The sequence below is a fragment of the Corallococcus sp. BB11-1 genome, assembly GCF_026626625.1.
In the GTDB taxonomy this organism is placed as follows: domain Bacteria; phylum Myxococcota; class Myxococcia; order Myxococcales; family Myxococcaceae; genus Corallococcus; species Corallococcus soli.
Window position 1 is genome coordinate 141,845 of sequence record NZ_JAPNJY010000001.1, and the last position, 20,209, is coordinate 162,053.

Sequence of the window (20,209 nt, forward strand, 5' to 3'; positions counted from 1 at the left end):
GATCCAGGCGCATGCACTCCATCCGCGTGGTGCGCCACGCGTCGGAGCGGGGTGGCTGGGAGATGGCCCTCGCCACGCCGCCCGCGCACCTGGCCACCCTCGTTCGGGACTACTGCGGCTTCCGCGAGGCCACGGCCGCGCCCATGCGCCGGCAGGAGCTGCCCGGCGTCCAGGTGGTGCTCATCCTGGAGTTCGGCCCGCTCCTGAAGCACCTGGACGACGCGGGACGGGTGACGCGGCACCGCTCCGGCTTCACCGCCGGCCTGGACGAGCGCTGGAGCACCACCGAACACGGCGGCGTGTCCCACGGGGTCCAGGTGAACCTGACGCCCCTGGGGGCCCGGCGCGTCTTCGGCCTGCCCATGCATGAGCTGTCGCACCGCGTGGTGGGCCTGGAGGACCTGTGGGGCCTGGACGCGCGGCGCCTGGTGGAGCAGCTCGCGGAAGCGCCCGGCTGGGGGGCCCGCTTCGCGCTCGTGGACGCGTTCCTGACGCGGCGGGTGGAGCGGGGCCCGGAGGTGGAGGCCGGCGTGCGCTGGGCCGTGGAGCGCATCCTCCACGCGGGCGGCAACCTGGACATCGCCACGCTGGCGCAAGGGCTGGGCCGCAGCCACAAGCACCTCATCCACCAGTTCCATGAACAGGTCGGCCTGCCACCCCGCCGGCTGGCGCGCCTGCTGCGCTTCGACCGCGCGGTGGAGCGGCTGAAGGCTGGCGGGCCGGTGCGTTGGGCGGAGCTGGCGGTGGAGCTGGGCTACTTCGACCAGGCCCACCTGAGCCGGGACTTCCGCCAGTTCACCGGCGGGCCCCCCTCCGCCCTGCTGCGCCGTTCGCTGCCGGACGCGGGCGGCTTCGAAGCAGGGGCGCAGGTGAAATCCGTACAAGAACCGGCCTGGGCGGATGGGCAGGATGCACGGTGAAAGGAAGCCCACCATGTCCACGTCCCTGCCCAGCCTGTATCCCTTCCTCCGCTACGAAGACCCGGAGGCCGCCCTGCGCTTCCTGAAGCAGGCGTTCGGCTTCGAGGAGCGCGCGGTCTACCGCTCCCCCGCCGGCGCCCTGGCCCACGTCGAGCTGACGCTGGGCCACGGGCTCGTCATGTTCGGCGGCGCGGACACCGCGAACCGGATGAAGATGGCGACGTCGAAGCAGGTGCCCGCGAAGAACCAGGGCATCTACGTCGTCGTCACCGACCCGGATGCGCTCTGCGCGCGAGCGAAGGCCGCGGGCGCCAGCATCCTCATGGACCTCCACGACACCGAGTACGGCTCGCGGGACTTCAGCGCGCTCGACCCCGAGGGGAACATCTGGAGCTTCGGCACCTACCAGCCGCTCGCCGCGCCGCCGCCGAAGGGCTGAGAGGCCGACGGCCGCACCGGGAGGCGGGCAGGCCCCATCCCCGCATCGACGGGGGAGGACGTCCGTGCAACGCTTCCCGGGCTGGCCGGCTCCGGCCGTGGAAACCCCAGGGTGACGTGATGAAGCTGCTGCTCGGACCCATCCTGTACGCGAAGGCCCAGTCCACACCCGACCCGAAGTCCCACGACGTGTGGAGCTTCTACGTCAACGTGTTCCTGGACAGTCCGTCGGTGGATGCGTGCCCGGCCCCGAGGCTGTGTTTCACGGACGCGCGGGGCGTGACGGTCGCGACGTTCGACGACGTGAAGCCCGCGGCGGACTTCACCCGCCTGCCGAAGGACACCGCGGGCGTGGTGTGGCGCTGGGAGGTCGTCCTGCCGCGCAAGGACGTGGCCCAGCGGCTGTCCTACCACTTCGAAGCGCTGGGCCTGCCCGGCGTGCCGGTGACGTTCGAGCCTCCTCCGCCGCGCAGCGGCCGCGCCGCGTCTCCGGCAGGTCCTCCCACGCCGCTCGTCGTGTCCGACGTCGTCGTTCCCCAGCGGGGCGTGTCGCCCAACATCGCGTTCTTCTCCTGCAACGGCGCCAGCCGCGCGAGTGATTGGAGCGACCTCGCGGAGCCGTACGCGCTCTGGGAGCGGATGCTGCAACACCATCAGAAGGAGCCGACGGACCCCGCGAAGACGCCGGGCTTCCAGCTGCTCATTGGCGGCGGAGACCAGCTCTACGCGGACTCGCTCCACAACACGATGGAGGTGCTCAACGGGCACATGAAGCTGCCCCGGTCCAAGCGGCTGACGCGGGCCGTGCCGGACGGGCTGCGGGAGGCCCTGCTCGCTGAATACGTCTGGCTGTACCGGGAGCGCTGGAGTGGGCCGGAGGGCATCGCGGCGCTGCTCCAGCGGGTGCCCGGCCTCTTCACTTGGGACGACCACGACATCTTCGACGGCTGGGGTTCGCACGAAGAGCTCCAGCGGTCCCCCTGGTATCGGGCCATCTACAGCGCGGCGGCGCGGGCCTTCGAGGCCTTCCAGCACGGCACGCTGGAGCGGCCGGAGACGGCGCGCGAACCGGATGACCAGGGGTTGATCCAGCCCGTGCGGCGGGAGGTCCGGGACGAGGACCCGCGCGAGACCCGGCACTACTTCCGGACGTTCTGCTTCTCCACGGAGGACTGCGACCTGGACGTGGTGCTGCTGGACCTGCGCAGCGGGCGGACCAGCCGGGTGCTGGACACGGACGACGCCCATCCGCAGTCCGAGTTCACGGTGATGAGCCGGGCGCAGTGGGACGCGTTCGACGCCTGGCGCGAGGAGCACCGCCTGCGACCGGAGAACGGGAAGAAGGCGCGGCACGTGCTGGTGGTGTCCTCGGTGCCGCTCGTGCACCTGCGCTTCGGGCCGGCGATGGAGGACATGACGGGGGGCATCCAACTGCGCGACGACCTGCTGGACCAGTGGGAGTCCGCGGTGCACCGCGGCGAGCGCACGCGGCTGTTGATGAACCTGTTCTCCCTGTCGAAGCGGTCCTACTGCGCGGTGACGGTGTTGTCCGGAGACGTGCACGTCGGGGCCAGGGCCCGGGTGCGCTCCCGCAACCCGGACCACCTGGTGCCCGCGCTGGGCACGGTGGGGGAGGTGTTCATTGAACAGGTGACGTCCTCGCCCATCGTCCACCCGCCGCCGTGCTGGTTGGCCTTCAAGGGGATGCTCGCGATGTCGAAGGACTCTCGCGAGGACCTGCCAGGGTTTCTCCAGACGGAGTTGCTGCCGGTGGGCAAGGAACTGTATTTGAGGGACCGCAACTGGCTGTCCATCCGGTTGGAGCGCCCCAAGCATCGGGATGGCCTGACGGCCCGGCCGAAGCTGTGGGTGCGGTGGATCGCGGAGAAGCAGCACCTGCCGATGGAAGTGGTGGTGGAGCCGCCGCCCTTCCCTGTCCGGGGATGAGCGGAGACCTTCATGGCAGCCCGGTGATGCTCTACCGGTCGATGGGCTTTGTGGGCATTCCGCCCTATTACCCGAGCCCCGTGCCTGGCACCGCGTACATGGAGCTGGTGCTGTGATTGTGATTGTCAACGCACGGGCAGTTCACGGAACTGGATGCCCTCCCATCCGCCCTGTTCCACGGCGTCCTTGAAGCGGTCAGTGCCGATGATGACGGTGGCGAAGTTGCCTACGCGGAACAGGTCCGTGTCCGTGGGCAGTGAGGATTTATCAAGGATGGGATCGTCCGGCCGACTGAGACCCTGTCTTCCACAGGTGGTGCAAGGGGGCACCACGTCAGGGGGAAGGCAGTCACGGTGAAGCAGCCCACGTGGCTCAATTTGCAGTTCGAGGATGTCCGGCGGCGTCTTCTGACGGAACCGGATCTCCGTGCGGGTTCCAAGAAGTCCCCGTACGCCCGCTGCCTGGAGGCTGTCGAGCGTGTCGCGGCGGATGATCAACAGGGAGTGTCCAAGCCACGTGAAAGGACCGAACTGACCGGAACCGGTCCCTACGAGAGGACCGAAGCGGGTCCCAGGAGTGAGCTTTGAATTCGGTGGGGCAATGGGACGCACCAGTGCCTGGAGGCGGGTGAACTCGAGGAAGGGTTCAGGTCGGGGCTCTTCGAATTCTCCATGCTCGGGGATGAGTGAAAGGTCCACGGCCGGGTAGTTGTGTCCCGCGCCACCCCAGGTGGCCCCGCAGCCTGGACAATCCTTGAGGCCGGGTAGACCCCATTTGTGAGAGGCATCGAAATCTCCGCTGTAGCGAGCAGTGGCCACCGTGTCGTCACGCAGCCAGAAATAGCGAGACATGGAATTTCAATCCCTGGTCAGAAGAGGGTCAGTTGTACTGCTGGATGGGGCCGCCAAGGAGTTGGAAACGATAGATGAGCGACCCGGCATGCCGGTAGATTTCCTGCGGAGCGGCGTTCGGATTGGCGTCCTTGTATTCGCGCCACGCCTGATTCCACTCACCGCCCTTGGGCCCACCGCTGTGAATGCGTCGGTGAACGTGAACAGGAAGGGGCAGGATGTACAGGTGGATGTCGACGCCCTGTATCCTGAACCAGTCCGCGAGATCCTTCGCCTGTGGGAAGACGTGGTGCTTCTCCATCTTTCCCGCGGACAACCGCCGCTGTGGAAGCTCCACAGGCCTGACGTTGTCAGGGAGGGGGAACACCACGACGGGCTTCCTACCGCCCGGCGGGTTCGTGCTCCCGCCCCAGTTGCGACGGGGTCCACTGCCCGGAGCAGGGGCCACGGCCACGGGAGGCGGACGTGGCGGAAGGCCGCGCGCCAGCACCACCTCCCCGGGCACGTCCTCACAGCGATAGAAGCCGCACACCGCGCCCTCACACAGCAGGGTCACGCAGGCATCTTCGCTCGCCTCGCCGCACTCCGCTTCCGCCTCATCCCACCGTTGCTGGAGCGGCGTGCTGGAAGCGCAGGCCGCCAGCAACAACCCCAGCACACCGCACGCCAGCCACTTCCCCAGGACTCGCACTGTCACAGAGGTCGCGTCTCGATGCCGGATTCAAGCACCGTGATGACGACGTAGAGCGTGACGTATGGATTGAGGAAGAAATAGCGGAACTCATCCCCGGAGAGCGCCCGGATGTGCCAGCGATCGGCGGCCTCCGAATATCCTCCAAGCTCCGAGGGCAGCGGCATGCACCGGATCGCCGTGAGCGCATCCTTCCGGCTCTGGAACACGGGGAGGCCCCCTTCGGGGCCCTCCATCCAATACTGGCCCAGCAGCTCACCGTCGGCCGTCGCGGCTTCCAGGAGGTGGTACGGCTCCCCCGTGGGCGCGGTGTCCTTCGGCATCCGCGCCAGCCGTTCAGCGACCTTCTGAACGAACTCGTCCTCGCCCATCTCCGCCATCTCGATCCTCCCGGATTCCACTTCCGTCCCCTCATTCCTACACCGTCAGGGCAGTGGCCCCTCCACCCACCGCAACACATCCGCCGTCACCGCCGCGTCGTACCCGCGAATCGCCACCGGCGTGGGACTTGTGCTGGGGCTGCTGCCCTTCCCGCTCCAGACTTGAGCGTCAGCGCACGGGAAGTTCACGGAACTGGATGCCCTCCCATCCACCCTGTTCCACGGCGTCCTTGAAGCGGTCGGTGCCGATGATGACGGTGGCGAAGTTGCCCACGCGGAACAGGTCCGTGTCCGTGGGCAGAGAGGCTTCGTCGAGGATGGGGTCGTCCGGCAGCGTGAAGCCTTGTCGTCCGCAAGTGGTGCACGGAGGGGCCAGGTCGGGCGGAAGGCAATCCCGGTGGAGCAATCCGCGCGGTTCGATCTGGAGTTCGATGAGCTCCGGCGGCGTCTTCTGACGGAACTTCAGCTCCGTCTTGCAGCCGAGTAATCCTCGCACGCCCGCTGCCTGGAGGCTGTCGAAGGTGTCCCGGCGAACGACAATCCAACAGCTTTCAAGTCCCGAGAAGGGAGCGAACCGACCGGAAGCAGGACCGACCAACGGACCGAAGTCGGCGCCGGGTGGAAGCTTGGAATTGGGAGGCGCCAGGGGACGCACCAACTCCCGGAGACGCACGAATTCGTGAAAGGGCTCTTGTCGAGCTTCTTCGAACTCGTGTCGTTCTGGAAGCTCCGACAGATCCACGGCGGGATAGTGAGTGCCCCAGGATGACCAGGAGGCACCACAGCCCGGACAATCCTTCAGGCCGGGCAACCCCCATTTTGGGACGGCATTGAACTCACCCCTGTAGGTGGCCCAGGTTGCTTTGTCGGGACGAAGATAGAAATAACGGCTCATGGCTTTGAGTGCCTTGGCTGCGGAAGATCAGTAATACTGCTGGATGGAATCACCCGTGAGTTGAAAGCGATAGATGAGGCTTCCGGCGTGTTTGTAGATCTCCGCAGGTAGGGCATGCTCGTTTGCATCGCGAAACTCGCGCCAAGCCTGATTCCAATCGCCGCCCCTGTCCCCTCCGCTATGGATGCGTCGGTGAACGTGAACGGGAAGGGGCAGCGTGTAGAGGTGGATGTCGACGCCCTGTCGCTTGAACCACCGAGCGAGATCCGGCGCCTGCGGGAAGATGTGATGCTTCTCCATCTTCCCCGCGGACAACCGCCGCTGCGGAACTACCACGGACCGAATGTCTTCGGCCTTGGGGAACACCACGACGGGCTTCTTGCCGCCCGGCGGGTTCATGCTCCCGCCCCAGTTGCGCCGGGGCCCGCTGCCCGGGGCGGGAGCCACCGCCACGGGAGGCGGACGGGGTGGAAGGCCGCGCGCCAGCACCACCTCCCCGGGCACGTCCTCACAGCGATAGAAGCCGCACTCCGTGCCCTCACACAGCAGGGTCACACAGGCGTCTTCACTCGCTTCGCCGCACTCCGCTTCCGCCGCATCCCACCGCTGCTGGAGCGGCGTGCTGGAAGCGCAGGCCGCCAGCAACAATCCCAGCACACCGCACGCCAGCCACTTCCCCAGGACTCGCACTGTCACGAGGCCGTGTCTCGATGCCGGATTCGAGCGCCGTGATGACGACGTAGCTCGACCTTCTGAACGAACGCGTCCTCGCCCATCTCCGCCATCTCGACCCTCCCAGGCCCTACTTCCGCGCCCCACCCCTACACCGTCAGGGCAGCGGCCCCTCCACCAATCGCAGCACATCCGCCAGCACGCCGGCCGCCGTCACCGCCGCGCCCGCGCCGTATCCGCGAATCACCAGCGGCGTGGGGCTGTAGCGCTCCGACAGGAAGCTGAGCGCGTTCTCTCCGCCCTTCACCGCCGCCAGCGGATGCTCCAGCGGCACCGGCACCAATCCCACGCGCACGCCCTCCGGCCCCACGCTGCCCACGTAGCGCAGCACCTTGCCCTCCTTCCGGTACGCCTCCACCCGCTGCTGGAAGATGTCGTCCGCCTGTGGCAGCCGCGCCAGGAAGTCCTGCAGCGGCCCCGTCGCGTCGAACTCCTCCGGGAGCAGCGACGCCAGCGCCACCTCCTCCAACTCCAGCGTGCGCCCCAGCTCCCGCGCCAGGATGAGCACCTTGCGCGCCACGTCCGTGCCCTCCAGGTCGTCGCGCGGGTCCGGCTCCGTGAAGCCCTTCTCCATCGCGGTGCCCACCGCCTTCGACAGCGGCACCCCCTGCTCCGTCAATCCCAGGATGAAGGACAGCGAACCGGACAGGATGCCCTCCACCCGGTGCACCGTGTCACCCGTGCGCAGCATGTTCTTCAGCGTGTCGATGACCGGCAGCCCCGCCCCCACGTTCGTCTCGTAGAGGAACTTCCGCTGGTGCCGCGACGCCGTGTCCCGCAAGGCGCGCCAGTGGTCCTGCCGTCCCGAATTCGCCTTCTTGTTCGCCGTCACCACATGCAGCCCGGACGCCATCAGCGCCGGATACCCCAGCGCCACGTCCTCGCTGCTCGTGCAGTCCACGAAGATGGGCCGGCCCGGACGCCGCGCCTTCGCCCACTCCCGGAACGTGTCCAGCGTGAAGCCCGCCGCGCTCGCCTCCAGCAGCGCCTTCCAGCCGTCCAGCGCCACGCCCTCTGGCGCCACCAGGCTGCGCCGGCTGTTCGCGATGGCGCACACGCGCAAGTCCAGACCATGCGCCCGCAGCTTCGGCGCCTGCTGGTGGATCTGCCGCAGCAGCTCTCCCCCCACCGTGCCCACGCCCGCCACCAACAGCTCCACAATCTCCGTGGTGCCAAAGCACTTGCGGTGCACGTGCGCCATGGCCCGGGGCCCGTCCACCTGCGCGATCACCGCGGAGATGCTCCGCTCGCTGGAGCCCTGCGCGATGGCCGCGATGCTGCAATCCACGTCCGCCAGCGCGCTGAAGAACGTGCCCGCCACGCCCACCCGGTGCCGCATCCCGTCGCCCACGATGCTCAGCACCGCCAGCCCCGGCTGCTGCTCGATGGGGTCCACCTTCCCCCCCTCGCGCTCCGCCTCGAAGGCCTCCTCCAGCGCCTGCACCGCCCGGTCGCCCTCCTCCTGCCCCACGCAGAAGCTGATGGAGGACTCGCTGGAGCCCTGGGTGATGAGCACCACGGAGATGGACGCGCGCGCCATCGCCTCGAACACGCGCGCGGCCGTGCCCGGCACGCCCTTCAACCCCGCGCCCGCGATGTTGATGAGCGCGATGTCCTGCAGGAACGACAGCCCCCGCACCGGATGCCGCGTCGCCTTCGCCGTGGCCGTCACCCGCGTGCCCGGGTGCTCCGGCCGGAAGCTGTTGCACACGCGCACCGGGATGCCCCGCTCCCGCGCCGGGGCAATCGTCTTCGGGTGCAGCACCTTCGCCCCGAAGTAGGCCAGCTCCATCGCCTCCTCGAAGCTCACCTCCTCCAGCGCGAACGCCTCCGGCACCAGGCGCGGATCCGCGCTGAAGATGCCGTCCACGTCCGTCCAGATCTCCAGCAGCCGCGCATCCAGCGCCGCCGCCGCCAGCGCCGCCGAGTAGTCCGACCCACCCCGCCCCAGCGACATCGTCTTGCCGCGCGCATCCCCCCCGAAGAAGCCCGGCATGAGCAGCAGCCCCGGCCCGCCGTCCCGGAACGGCGCGAACCGCTCGCGGATCGCCTCCACGCGCGGCGTCGCCTGGAGCGGGTCTCCCGAACACAGCAACACCTGTCGCGGATCCAGGCTCGTGGGCTGGAGCCCCCGCGCCTCCAGCAGCGCCGCCAGCAGCAGGCACGACGCCCGCTCGCCCAGGCCCGACAGGTGCGCGAGCACCGACGGCGAGCACTCGCGCAGCAGCCCCACGCCCTGCAACAGCCCGCGCAGCTCCGCGCCCAGCGCCACCAGGCCCTCGGCCAGGGGCCGCGTCTGCGCGGGCTTCAGCTCCGCGCCCAGCGCCTTCGCGATGGCGGAGTGCACGTCCTCGAAGCGGGCGCAGACGTCCTGCACCGGCTCGCCCTCCTGGGCCGCCCGCGCCGCCCCCACCAGCAGGTTGGTGATGCCGGACACCGCCGAGGCCACCACCGTCACCCGCTCCGTCCTGCGCGCCTCCTCGACCAGCGCCACCACGCCCCGCATCCGCTCCGCATCCCCGACACTGGTGCCACCGAATTTCATCACGCGCATGACACGGCCTCCTCGCGGCGGCAGGGGGGACGGCGGTGGGAGTCCAGCGGGGGCGTCAGGGTCGTCATGGCGGTTCCGGGGAGGTTCTCTTGGGGGTTGGGGCGACGAAAAAGCCCCGCGCTCAGGAGGAGCGCGGGGCCGGGTTCGGGAGGGGGACCGGGGAGGTCCGTCCGAAATCAGGCGGTCCGCGAGCCAGGCCGGTGCAAGTGCGCGTCAGGGTGGTCTGGGAACGCGTGCCCGCGCAGGACGTCGTCCCCTCGTGTCGCATGCCATGCCCGCGCTGTCCGTTCATGGAGTCACCATCCTAGCCGTTTCAACGATACCCGGTCAGGGGGCGGGCAACCGGGCCCCCGCCTCCCGGAGTCCACCGTGGTGCACTGCCTTGAGGCTGCCGACATTCTCAATGTCACCCTGTTGACCCACCTGACTGGGAGCACCCCATGGCCACCCGCAAGAAGAGCGACAAGGACGCCGCTGCCCACAAGCCCGGCTTCGCCAAGGACCGCGTGGAGGGAGGGCTGGAAGCGGACGACACCAAGCCCCTGTACGCGGACGACACCAAGCACTCGACGGAGGAGCAGAAGTTCGCCTTCGACAGCGACGGCCCGGTGGGCGGCGACGTGAACAACCCCCAGAGCGTCCTGGACGACGTGGACGCCGAGGAGCGCGAGGTGCGCGGCCGCCTCAAGGCCGAGGCCCGCGAGGACAACGAGCCCACCCGGGAATGAAGAAGGCCGGAGCCCCGACGCATGTCGGGACCCCGGCCGGTAGCACTTCCCGTGACGCCCCGCCTACTTGGACGCGGGCGCCGCGTCCGAGGCGGGCGTCTCCACCAGGGTCAGCTTGCCCAGGTTGAGCGGCGTCACCTGCTCCTGGATGACCAGCGGGTCACCCACGAGCACCACCTGCATGGAGGCCGGGTCCAGGTAGGCCTCGGCCACGCGCTGCACCTCGGCGGCGGTGGCGTCGCGCAGGCCCTCCACGCTCTTCTTGAACTCGTCCATCGGACGGCGCTGGAAGAAGAGCCGTGATGCGCTGCCACCCAGGCCCTCCACCGTCTCGAAGGCGCCCGGGAAGGCGCGGATGAGGCCCTCGCGCGCGGCGGCCAGCTCCTGCTCCGTGATGGGCTTCGTCTTGAGGCCCGCCAGCTCCTGGATGAACTCGTTGAGCGCGGGGCCCGTCACGTTCTGCCGCACGGCCGCATACGCGGTGAGCGGACCCACGCCCAGCCGCGTGCCCAGCGAGGCGTTGGCGCCGTAGCTGTAACCCTTGTCTTCACGGATGTTCATGTTGAGCCGGCTGCCGAAGAAGCCGCCGAACACCGTGGTGGCCAGCTCCAGCGGGTACTCGTCCGCATGGCCGGTGGCGAGGCCGGGACGGCCCACCAGCACCACCGTCTGCTCCAGGCCCGGCTTGGGCACGATGCGCACCTGCTCACGCGGCGGCGCGGGCGGCGCGGGCGGCGGCTTGGGCGCCACGGCCCCGCCCTTCCACCCGCCGAAGTACTTCTTCGCCCACTCCACCGCCTGCGGCAGCGTCACGTCGCCGGTCATGATGAGCGCGGCGGCGCGGGGCCCGGTGTTCTTCACGTAGAAGTTCTTCGCGTCCGCCAGCGTCAGCGCCTGCACCGTCTTGGGGGTGCCCCCGGACGGGTGGCCGTACGGGTGGTCCGCGCCGAAGACGGCGGCGTAGTAGGCCTGCTGCGCGAGGAAGTTCGGGTCGCCCATGCGGCGCACCAGCTCGCCCAGCTGCTGCTTCTTGCGCCGGTCGAAGGCCTTGGCGTCGAACGTGGGCCGCAGCACCACGTCCGACAGCAGCGCCATCACCGCGTCCACGTTGCGCGTGAGCACGCGCGCGCCCACGAAGGCGCCGTCGGGCTCCACCGACATCACGGGGGACACGCCCAGGTCCGCGAACGCGTTGTCCAGCGCCACCGTGTCGCGCTTGCCCGCGCCCTCCAGCAGCATGCGGTAGGACAGGTCCGCCACGCCCAGCTTGGAGGCGGGCTCCTGCGACACACCGGCGGCGAAGGCGATGCCGGCGAACACCAGCGGCAGCTCCTTGCGCGTGCTGACGATGACGGTGAGCCCGTTGTCCAGCTGGGCCTTCTCGAAGGTGGGCAGCACCAGCTCCGGCGGCGTGCCCGGCTTGGGCGGCGTCTGACGGAAGGCCTCCGCATCCGGCGCGGGCGTCTGGGGTTGCTGGGCGCCGGAGGGTTCAGCGGGAGGGGCCTCCGCGGGCTTCGTGGTGGCGCAGGCGGAGACGGTCAGCGTGAGGAGGGCAGTGAGGATTCGGCGGTGCATGGTCAACGGGCCTCCTTGCCCGAACCGGAAGACGGCGGCGTGCCCTGGCTGGGCGGCACCGCGTGGAGGACGACGCGCGCGTCGGGGCGCAGCACGTCGGTGGCGAACTGCTTCACCAGCGCGGGCGTCACTTCCTGGTAGCGCGCCAGGTCCTGCGCGACGTAGCTGGGCTCGCCCACGAACTGGTTGTAGGTCTGGAGCGTGTCGGACTTGCTGCCGGATCCGCCCACGGCCTGCAGGCCCGCCAGCTGACGCGTGTCATAGCGGGTGCGCGCGCGGACGATCTCCTCCTGCGTGACGCCGTCCTTGCGGACCTCGTCCAGCACCGCGTCGATCTCCTTCTTCAGCGCGTCCGTGGTGACGCCGGGCCGGGCCACCGCCTCAATGGTGAAGACGGACTGCGCGCCGTGGCTCTGCTGCGTGGCGTCCACGCTCTGCGCCAACTGCTTGTCCAGCACCAGCCGGCGGTACAGGCGGCTCGCGCGGCCGGTGCTCAGCGCGGTGGCGAGCACGTCCGCCGTCGCGTCCCCGGGCTTGAGGTACGGGGCGGTGAGCCAGGACATGGAGAGCAGCGGCAGCGTGGCCACCTTCTCGTCGTGACGGATGACCGTCTCGCGCGTGACCTTCACGGGCTTCACGTCGGGGCGCTTGGGCTTGGGGCCGGAGGGCAGCGTGGCGAAGTACTTCTCCACCAGCGCCTTGGTCTTCGCGACGTCGAAGTCGCCCACGATGGCGAGCGTCGCGTTGGCGGGCGCGTACCAGGTGCGGAAGAACGCCTTCACGTCGTCCGCGTTGGCCGCGTCCAGGTCCTTCATGGACCCGATGACGTTGCCCGAATACGGGTGCGGGGCCGGGAACAGCGCCTGCCACGCCTTCTCCTGCGCCTCGCCGTAGGGGGCGGTCTCCACGCCCTGGCGGCGCTCGTTCTTCACCACCTCGCGCTGCGTCTCCAGCTTCTTCTCCGTGAGGGCGTCCAGCAGGAAGCCCATGCGGTCGCTCTCCAACCACAGCGCGGTCTCCAGCAGGTTGCTGGGCACGGTCTCGTAGTAGTTGGTGCGGTCGAAGCTGGTGGTGCCGTTGAGGTCGGTCGCGCCGGACTGCTCCATCAGGGCGATGTGCACGTCGTCCGGGACGTGCTTGGAGCCCTGGAACATCATGTGCTCGAAGAGGTGCGCGAACCCGGTGCGGCCCGGCTGCTCGTCGTAGGCGCCCACGTGGTACCAGACGTTGACGGCCACCACGGGCAGCTTGCGGTCCACGGAGAGGATGACCTCCAGGCCGTTGGGCAGCGTGTACTTCTCATACGGGATGGCCAGGTTTTCGCGGCCGGGCTCCAACGGCTTCGCCTCGGGCTGCTGGGCGAGCGCGGCAGACCCCAGGAACAGGGCTGCGGCGGCGAGGGCCTTCAATCGGGACAAGGTTCCTCCACGGTTCAGGACAGTGCCTCGCGCGCTTAACACGCGCCCAGGGGCCTGTAAGCCCGAAGGCGAGCAGGTGGGCTCCGGGGTGCCGGATGTTGCTCGCCGTGCGACACTGCGGCCATGAGCCTGGAGGTCCCTCCTTCCGCGCGGCCGCACTGCGCCGTCCACCCCGACGTGCTCGCGGGCGGCACCTGTTCCCGCTGTGGCGGCTTCATCTGCGCGGACTGCGCCACGTCCCTGCTGGGGGATGGGCGCATCTACTGCGTCGCCTGCGCGAAGCGCCCGGGGGTGGACTACCTGGAGGCCTTCCGCCAGGAGTACTGGGGACGGCGCGACTCCTGGGCCTGGACGGTGGGGATGCTCACGCTGAGCCTCGTCCTGGGGGTGCTCTACTCCGCCGCGTCCGAGGGCCCGCCCTCGCGCAAGGAGTGGTTGTTCTCGGCGCTGTTCCTCGCGACCGTGCCCATGGGCACGGCCTTCTTCCTGGGCAAGCCGTGGGCGCGGCACGCGCTGGTGGCGACCCCCCTGGTGGTGGCGCTGGGCGCGGGAGCCCTGCAGCCGGCGCTCCGCTTCCAGCACCTGCTGGCCGCCCTCCCCTTCACGTTCGTCGCGGTCCACATCCACCGCGACGTGCGCTGCCGGCTCTTCTTCCGGCGGGACGTGACGCCCGGCGCGTTGGCGGCGCTGTGGAACCGGCTGCGCAACAATCCCATCGCGCGTCAGGCCTTCCACTTCGGCTTCAGCAGCCTGTTCATGCCGCTGCTCTCGCCGCTCGCGGTGGTGTGCGGCGTGGTGGGGCTGATGCGGGTGAACCCCCAGGCGCATCCGCCCATCGGGCGGCGGGGGCAGGCCATCGCCGGCATCGTCCTGGGCGTGGTGAGCCCGCCGCTGTGGCTGTTCGCCCTGAACTACCTCGACCAGCGCTTCGGGTTGGTGTGGAAGGACTGAGGGGGCCCGTTGCTCCGGGGCCGCGAGGGCGCGGCATGCCCGAAGCCGGGGACGCCCCTCCCCGTCACATCCCGCCGAGCTTCGTCTCCAACTCCGACAAGTCGCGGTGCACGCTGGGGTCCGTCTCCCGCAGGCCCTCCACCTTGCGCACGGCGGAGATGACGGTGGAGTGGTCCTTGTTGAAGCGGGACGCGATCTCCGGGAACGAGCTCTTCGTCAGCTTGCGGCTCAGGTACATGGCCACCTGGCGCGCGTGGGCCAGGGCCTTGTGGCGCCGGTCCTCCTTCAGCGCCTCCACGGTCAGCTTGTAGAAGCGGGCCACCTCGCGCTGGATGGCGTCCACGTCCACGGCGCGCTGCGCGGGCAGGATGTCCCGCAGCACCTGGGCCGCGAACTCCTCCGTCACCGGCTGGCGCGTCAGGCTGTGCATCGCGGACAGCTTCACGAGCGCGCCCTCCAGTTCACGCACGTTCTTCTGCACGTGCCGGGCGATGAAGTGCGCCACGGGGTCGGGCAGGTTCAGGCCTTCCTGCTCCGCCTTCTTCTGGAGGATGGCGACGCGCGTCTCGTAGGAGGGCTCGCGGATGTCCGCCATCAGGCCCATGGCGAAGCGGCTGCGCAGGCGGTCCTCCATGCCGGGCACCTCCGCGGGCACCATGTCGCTGGTGAGCACGATGGCCTTGTTGAGGCTGAAGAGCGTCTCGAAGGTGTAGAAGAACTCCTTCTGTGTCTCCTCGCGCTTGCCCAGGAACTGGATGTCGTCGATGAGCAGCACGTCGCACTCTTCGCGGAACTTCCGGCGGAAGTCCGTCATGCGGTGCTCGCGCACGCTCTCCACGTACTCGTTGGTGAACTGCTCGCTGGACAGGTAGACGACGCGCTGGGTGGGGTCCTTCTCCCAGATGTGGTTGCCCACGGCCTGGAGCAGGTGCGTCTTGCCCAGGCCCGTGCCGCCGTAGATGTAGAGCGGGTTGTAGTTGTGGCCCGGCCGGTGGGCCACGGCCTGCGCGGCCGCGGCGGGGAGCTGGTTGCTGTCCGCCACCACGTAGGTGTCGAAGGTGAAGCGCGCGTTGAGGCGGGACGGCCGCGCGGAGTTCACCTTCACGGTGGGGGCAGGCGGCAGGTTCGCGGACGGCGGAGGACCGGCGACGACTTCATAGGCGACGCGGCCCAGCGAGGGCTCCAGCCGGGACAGGTGTGTCTCCAGCATGGCGCGGTAGTGGTCATCCACCCAGTCGCGGAAGAAGCGGTCGGGCACGCCCAGGACGAGGGCGTTCTCGCGCACCTCCAGGGGGGGCATCCGCTCCAGCCACGTCAACGCGTAGTGGAGGCCCTCCTGACGGATGGCTTCCAGCGTGCGGGTCCAGATGACTCCGGCACTGGGCAGCGACGGCGGGGCTTGAGTGGCCAGGGCGTTCACACGGAGGCTCGAAGGACGGTGCGGATGGGAGAACCAGCGGGCGTCGGCGGTGCTAACAGAGGGTTTCTGGGCGATCAAGGAACCGGCCAGAAGCCCAACAGTTCCCAGGGGTTCACCCACCTGGAGTGATCTGTGGTGGATCCACCCACGGCATGGGTGTTGGAGCGCTTCGGATCCGCCCTGCCCTGCCCGCGTGGATCCGTTCCGCAACGGATCTTCCGAAGTGTTCCGGCGGGTTGCGAAGCGACCCTGCACGGGTGGCGTGGAGGTGGGCGGAGTCTCCACCTGAACGGATCAGCGGTCGGAAGGTCGGATCCGACCAGGACCGGGCGTGACGATGCCGGCGGTCCTGTGCTGGACGCTCTCCTCAATCCGTGGACGTCGGGTCCGCCACGGTTCAACGCCCCCGGCAGGAGTCCCGCCGGGAGCATTGGCTCTGACGCCCTCAGCGCATCAGGGGAACGTCGGGTCCTGGGGCACGAGCCGGCAGTCCGGGTCGTTGAGGCACCGCGGGTTGCAGCAGCGGTCGCTCTGACAGGAGCAGACGGGCTCCAGGATGGGGGCACAGCCCGTCGTGACCCCGTTGCACGTCACGCTGCCACTGCCGGCCCCGCTGGCCGCGCACGCCCCCGCGGTGCCGCTGCAGGTGCGCGGTGTCCCGTCCGCGCATTCGATGGTGACCGTGCAGTCCCTGGCGAGCGCGGCCTCCTGCGTCTGGAGGCTGGGGGTGGACGCCTCGGCTTGAGACTCCTGGGCCTGCTGTTCGCCAGGCAGGGTGCCGCAGGCGGTCAGCATCATCACCGCCACCACGAGAACTCCCGTCATCATCTTCATGAAAGACTCCCCTTCATTGCCGCCATGGATGGAGGCCCCCTGATCTGTCCGGGAGCAGGCCGCCCGTCCCGGACGTCGACGGCGAACCCGGAAAAGATTGTCGGGTCTGGATTTGGCGAAGGTCAAAGATTCAGGGCCTTCCGGGCGCGCCGGTTGGCGGACGTAGCCCGTGCAGGCACGTTCCTTGCCCCCTCCCCCCTTTTCCCACATGATCGGCCGGGTCCACCCATCCCCGTGCAACAGGGATGGGGCAGGGTGATCCTGTGATTGACTTGTCCAGGAAATAGGGTTACGGACGCCCCCTTTCCAATGTACGGGTCGCGCCGGAAGTCTCGGGCGCCGCCTTCAGCTCTCAGGGAGTAGTCGTGTCCAAGCGCACGTACCAGCCGTCGAAGATCCGGCGCAATCGCGCCCACGGGTTCCGGAAGCGGAACGGCACCAAGTCCGGCCGGGATGTCCTCAAGCGCCGCCGCGCGAAGGGCCGTAAGCGTCTGGTGGTTTCGTCGTTCAAGAAGTAACTGGACGCACGTGTGATGGCCGAGGGAGCGGCGCCGCGGGTGCCTCAGGCAACCGGCGAGCGCTTCCCCAAGGCCTTTCGCCTGCTTCAGCGACGTGAGTTCCTGGAGGTCCAGGAGGGCGGTCAGAAGCTACCGTCCGACTGCCTCCTGGCGCTCGTCCAACGCAACAACCGGGCGCACTCCCGCGTGGGGCTCACCGTTTCCAGCAAGGTGGGCAACGCGGTGGTGCGCGCGCGTCTTCGCAGGGTGCTGCGCGAGCTGTTCCGCAAGCGCCGCGCGCAATGGCCGCCCGGTATCGACGTAGTCCTGGTCGTCCGCTCCTCGGCGAAGGAGGCTTCCTTCGCGCAAGTTTCCCGTGCGTTCGACGGCGTCACCCGTAAGCTGCAACGGCTCTTTCCGGCACCGCCCGTGCCCCCTAAAGAGCCAGCCCCATGAGTCCACTCGCCTTCGTCATCGCACTGCCCATCCGCTTCTACCGGCGGTTCCTGGGGCCGCTGCTGCCGAAGGCGTGTCGGTTCCATCCCTCGTGCTCCACCTACGCCATGCAGGCGCTGGAGAAGCACGGCGGCCTCAAGGGCAGCGCCTTCACCGTCTGGCGCCTGCTGCGCTGCCAGCCCTTCCACCCCGGCGGATTCGATCCCGTCCCCTGACGGTTTCTTTCCGCCTGCCCCCCGGCCCTCTGCCGCCGGCAGAGGGAAATCCATGACGAACGACCCGCTGTCGCCCCAGTCCAACGATTCGCAGAAGCGACTGCTCCTGGCGCTCGCCCTCTCCTTCGCGGCCACGGCCGCCTACACCTTCTTCTTCGCCCCCACGCCGTCGACGGACGTGGCGGGCGCGGATGCCGGTGTGGAGCTGGCCGCCACCCAGGACGCTGGCACCCCCACGGTCGCCGCAGTGCCGCCCCCGGGGACGCCGACCGGCGACGCCGCGGGCGCCCCCGGAGAGCCCCCTCCCCCGGTGCGCACCGTCGACATCGCCCGTCCGGAGGTCAAGTACGCCTTCTCCTCCGAGGGCGCTGGCCTCACCTCCGCCGTGCTCCAGGGCGTGAAGATGCGCGAGCAGCAGTCGCTCTCCGTGAAGGAGGGCTTCGCGCAGCTCTTCGGCAAGGAGATCCCCCCGCCGCCGCAGATGAACGTGGCGAACCCGGTGGCCGGTCAGCCCCTGCCGCTCGCGGTGAGCATCGAAGGCGGCGCCCCGCTCGCGGCGAACACCCGCTACGCGGTGCAGGAGAACCCCACCGACAACGGCGGCACCCTCGTCTTCACCGGCCGCCAGGGCCCGTGGGAAGTCACCAAGACGGTGCTGTGGCCGCGCGAGGGCTTCGAGTTCGCCTACACGCTCCAGGTGCGCAACACCTCCGCGCAGGCGCAGTCGGGCGAGCTGAAGCTGCACTACAGCCGCGCCATCGACCCGGAGTTCGAACACGCGCCGTCCTTCTTCGGCGGCGTGGGCAACCTGAGCCGCTCCGCGTGCTGGGTGGGGGATGAGCTGCACAAGCTGTCCCCGGGCGACAGCCCTCCGGATGAGACGCGCGGGCAGATCTCCTACTTCGGCATCGACCAGCAGTACTTCCTGTCCGCGCTCTACCCGCTGGACGGGCCCCTGGCCGGCAACTGCACGCTGGTCGCGTCGCCCACCGCGCGCGAGGTCTCCGCGGCCTTCCCGCTCAACGTCGCCTCCGGCCAGACGGCCACGTTCCGCTTCGGCGGCTACCTGGGCCCCAAGGACCCGGACCTCCTGCTCCCGGCGCCCGGTCAGGCGCTGCGCACCGTGGCCGGCCTGTCCGCCACGACGTACCACCCGCGGCTGGAGGACACGGTCGACTTCGGCATCTGGGCGGTGGTCTGCAAGCTGCTGCTCGCCATCATGCGGTTCTTCTACGGCCTCGTGGGCAACTGGGGCTTCGCCATCATCCTGCTCACCGTGGTGGTGAAGATGGCGCTCCTGCCGCTCACCTACCGCTCCATGGTCAGCATGGAGGCGGTGAAGGTGCTCCAGCCCAAGATGGAGGAGATCCGCAAGAAGTTCGCGGAGGACAAGGAGCGCCAGAACCTGGAGATCATGAAGCTGTACCAGGAGGCGAAGGTGAACCCCCTGGGCGGCTGTCTGCCGCTGCTCATCCAGATGCCGGTGTGGATCGCGCTCTTCACGGCGCTGCGCAACAGCTTTGAAATCTACGGTGAGCCGTTCATCGGGCCCATCTGGCGGGACCTCACGTACAAGGACCCCACGTACCTGCTGCCGCTGGCGCTGGGCGTGTCGATGATCATCACGCAGAAGATGCAGCCGCAGATGATGGATGCCGCGCAGGCGAAGATGATGACCTGGGTGATGCCCATCATCTTCACCTTCACGCTGCTCCAGTACCCGGCCGGCCTGTCGCTCTACATCTTCACGAACAACGTGCTCTCCATCGGGCAGCAGTACGGCCTGCGCAAGTGGCTGGACCGCAAGAAGGATCAGTCCGGCGGCGGGACACCGGCGGTGGTCACCGCCGGGGGAGGCAAGCGCAAGTGAGCGGCCCGCAGGGAACGCAGGCTGGGGCGGGCGGGGCGGACTTCCGCCCCCGGGTGGAGCGGCTGCTCACCGACATCCTCGGGCTGATGGGCTTCCCGGCCCGGCTGGACCTGCAGGACGCCGCCGACGGCAGCCTGTCCGTGGCGCTCCACTTCGAGTCCGGCCCGCCTCCGGGCGTGGAGCCGGGCAAGCGCAGCCAGGTGCTGGATTCGCTCCAGTTCCTGCTCAACAAGATGCTCCACCGCCCCGGCGTGGAGCGTCGCTGGGTGATGCTCGGCGCGGGCGGCCACCCGGAACCCCGGCCGCGTCGCGAGGCGGCGCAGCAGGCCCCGGCCCCCGCTCCGGCGGCGACCGTGGCCCAGGTGGCGGCCGCCCCCGCTCCGGCGCAGCCTGCCCGTGTGGCGCAGGAGAAGGCCGCGCAGCCCGCCCGCCCTGCCCGGGGCGCGCAGCCCGCGGCCCAGACCCCCAAGGCCTCCACGCCGCAGCAGGCGAAGGGGGCGGAGGCGGACGAGCGCTCGGTGCAGTGCGAGGAGGACGCGGTGCTGCGGGAGGCCGTCCGCAAGCTCGCTGAGAAGTCCGCCAGCCTGGGGCGCTTCTATGCGTTCGCCGCGATGAAGACAGAGGACCGCGCGCGCGTCCTCAGGGCAGTAGAAGGAGTAGGAGGCGTGAAGGTGGCGGCTGAAGGCGAGGGCCGCAACCGACGCGTGGTGTTCACTCCGGCGAAGCCCGCCCCGATGCCCAAGCGGAGCATGCTGCCGGACGACGACGAGGACGACGTCGACGCCTGAGCGGGCGCCCGGGAGGGCCCGTCCATGCCGCCGGCGGGCGTCTGGGAGC

20 protein-coding genes are annotated in these 20,209 nt (G+C 69.4%); 10 read left to right on the forward strand and 10 right to left on the reverse strand.

What is annotated here, in order from left to right; all coding sequences use genetic code 11:
- Positions 1-11 precede the first annotated feature (11 nt).
- From OV207_RS00550 to OV207_RS00560, 3 genes are all read left to right on the forward strand, one after another.
- Entirely contained in the window at positions 12-920 is a 909-nt protein-coding gene (locus OV207_RS00550) for an AraC family transcriptional regulator (protein ID WP_267551620.1), read from the forward strand.
- A 13-nt stretch (positions 921-933) separates the two neighbouring features.
- A complete protein-coding gene (locus OV207_RS00555) occupies positions 934-1,359 on the forward strand; it encodes a VOC family protein (protein WP_267551622.1) in 426 nt (141 codons plus the stop codon).
- Between the two features lie 119 nt (positions 1,360-1,478).
- The gene (locus OV207_RS00560) at positions 1,479-3,305 is read left to right on the forward strand and encodes an alkaline phosphatase D family protein (RefSeq protein ID WP_267551624.1); all 1,827 of its coding nucleotides are present in this window, start codon (positions 1,479-1,481) and stop codon (positions 3,303-3,305) included.
- A gap of 125 nt (positions 3,306-3,430) precedes the next feature.
- Here the strand turns inward: OV207_RS00560 and OV207_RS00565 are convergent, their stop codons facing one another.
- The 6 genes from OV207_RS00565 to thrA all read right to left on the reverse strand — a co-directional run bounded on the left by OV207_RS00565 (position 3,431) and on the right by thrA (position 9,408).
- The gene (locus tag OV207_RS00565) at positions 3,431-4,156 is read right to left on the reverse strand and encodes a double-CXXCG motif protein (RefSeq protein WP_267551625.1); all 726 of its coding nucleotides are present in this window, start codon (positions 4,154-4,156) and stop codon (positions 3,431-3,433) included.
- Between the two features lie 28 nt (positions 4,157-4,184).
- Entirely contained in the window at positions 4,185-4,847 is a 663-nt protein-coding gene (locus OV207_RS00570) for a TIGR02269 family lipoprotein (RefSeq protein ID WP_420715166.1), read from the reverse strand.
- Between the two features lie 2 nt (positions 4,848-4,849).
- A complete protein-coding gene (locus OV207_RS00575) occupies positions 4,850-5,248 on the reverse strand; it encodes a hypothetical protein (protein WP_267551627.1) in 399 nt (132 codons plus the stop codon).
- A gap of 148 nt (positions 5,249-5,396) precedes the next feature.
- Positions 5,397-6,122, reverse strand: a complete 726-nt coding sequence (locus tag OV207_RS00580) for a double-CXXCG motif protein (protein WP_267551631.1) — start codon at positions 6,120-6,122, stop codon at positions 5,397-5,399.
- Positions 6,123-6,149: 27 nt separating this feature from the next.
- Positions 6,150-6,779, reverse strand: a complete 630-nt coding sequence (locus OV207_RS00585; protein WP_267551633.1) for a TIGR02269 family lipoprotein — start codon at positions 6,777-6,779, stop codon at positions 6,150-6,152.
- 172 nt (positions 6,780-6,951) lie between these two features.
- Positions 6,952-9,408, reverse strand: coding sequence for a bifunctional aspartate kinase/homoserine dehydrogenase I (thrA, locus tag OV207_RS00590; protein WP_193429417.1), 2,457 nt, complete (start codon positions 9,406-9,408; stop codon positions 6,952-6,954).
- 440 nt (positions 9,409-9,848) lie between these two features.
- Here thrA and OV207_RS00595 point away from each other — a divergent pair, with 440 nt between their 5' ends.
- Positions 9,849-10,136: a hypothetical protein gene (locus OV207_RS00595; RefSeq protein WP_267551635.1), complete on the forward strand. Its 288-nt coding sequence runs from the start codon at positions 9,849-9,851 to the stop codon at positions 10,134-10,136.
- Between the two features lie 63 nt (positions 10,137-10,199).
- Here the strand turns inward: OV207_RS00595 and OV207_RS00600 are convergent, their stop codons facing one another.
- Both OV207_RS00600 and OV207_RS00605 read right to left on the reverse strand, forming a co-directional pair.
- On the reverse strand, positions 10,200-11,711 hold the full coding sequence (locus OV207_RS00600) for a M16 family metallopeptidase (RefSeq protein WP_193429415.1): 1,512 nt from the start codon (positions 11,709-11,711) through the stop codon (positions 10,200-10,202).
- A 2-nt stretch (positions 11,712-11,713) separates the two neighbouring features.
- A complete protein-coding gene (locus OV207_RS00605) occupies positions 11,714-13,120 on the reverse strand; it encodes a M16 family metallopeptidase (protein ID WP_267552758.1) in 1,407 nt (468 codons plus the stop codon).
- A gap of 132 nt (positions 13,121-13,252) precedes the next feature.
- Between OV207_RS00605 and OV207_RS00610 the strand changes: the two genes are divergently transcribed.
- Complete coding sequence (locus OV207_RS00610; protein ID WP_267551637.1) at positions 13,253-14,080, forward strand: DUF4190 domain-containing protein; 828 nt, start codon at positions 13,253-13,255, stop codon at positions 14,078-14,080.
- A gap of 64 nt (positions 14,081-14,144) precedes the next feature.
- On the opposite strand, the gene dnaA is transcribed toward OV207_RS00610, so the two are convergent.
- Both dnaA and OV207_RS00620 read right to left on the reverse strand, forming a co-directional pair.
- A complete protein-coding gene (gene dnaA, locus OV207_RS00615) occupies positions 14,145-15,500 on the reverse strand; it encodes a chromosomal replication initiator protein DnaA (protein WP_267551639.1) in 1,356 nt (451 codons plus the stop codon).
- A gap of 453 nt (positions 15,501-15,953) precedes the next feature.
- Positions 15,954-16,334 (reverse strand): hypothetical protein, encoded by a 381-nt coding sequence (locus OV207_RS00620; RefSeq protein WP_267551641.1) that lies wholly within the window; start codon positions 16,332-16,334, stop codon positions 15,954-15,956.
- A 365-nt stretch (positions 16,335-16,699) separates the two neighbouring features.
- Between OV207_RS00620 and rpmH the strand changes: the two genes are divergently transcribed.
- The 5 genes from rpmH to OV207_RS00645 are packed head-to-tail and all read left to right on the forward strand — an operon-like array spanning position 16,700 to position 20,160.
- Complete coding sequence (gene rpmH, locus OV207_RS00625) at positions 16,700-16,852, forward strand: 50S ribosomal protein L34 (RefSeq protein ID WP_120537283.1); 153 nt, start codon at positions 16,700-16,702, stop codon at positions 16,850-16,852.
- 12 nt (positions 16,853-16,864) lie between these two features.
- The gene (gene rnpA / locus OV207_RS00630; RefSeq protein WP_415835501.1) at positions 16,865-17,287 is read left to right on the forward strand and encodes a ribonuclease P protein component; all 423 of its coding nucleotides are present in this window, start codon (positions 16,865-16,867) and stop codon (positions 17,285-17,287) included.
- Positions 17,284-17,502 (forward strand): membrane protein insertion efficiency factor YidD, encoded by a 219-nt coding sequence (gene yidD / locus OV207_RS00635; protein WP_120537285.1) that lies wholly within the window; start codon positions 17,284-17,286, stop codon positions 17,500-17,502. The genes rnpA and yidD overlap by 4 nt, the downstream gene beginning before the upstream one ends.
- Positions 17,503-17,554: 52 nt before the next feature.
- On the forward strand, positions 17,555-19,372 hold the full coding sequence (gene yidC / locus OV207_RS00640) for a membrane protein insertase YidC (RefSeq protein ID WP_267551654.1): 1,818 nt from the start codon (positions 17,555-17,557) through the stop codon (positions 19,370-19,372).
- A complete protein-coding gene (locus OV207_RS00645; RefSeq protein WP_267551656.1) occupies positions 19,369-20,160 on the forward strand; it encodes a hypothetical protein in 792 nt (263 codons plus the stop codon). Before yidC ends, OV207_RS00645 begins: the two co-directional genes overlap by 4 nt.
- The last annotated feature ends 49 nt before the right edge of the window (positions 20,161-20,209 follow it).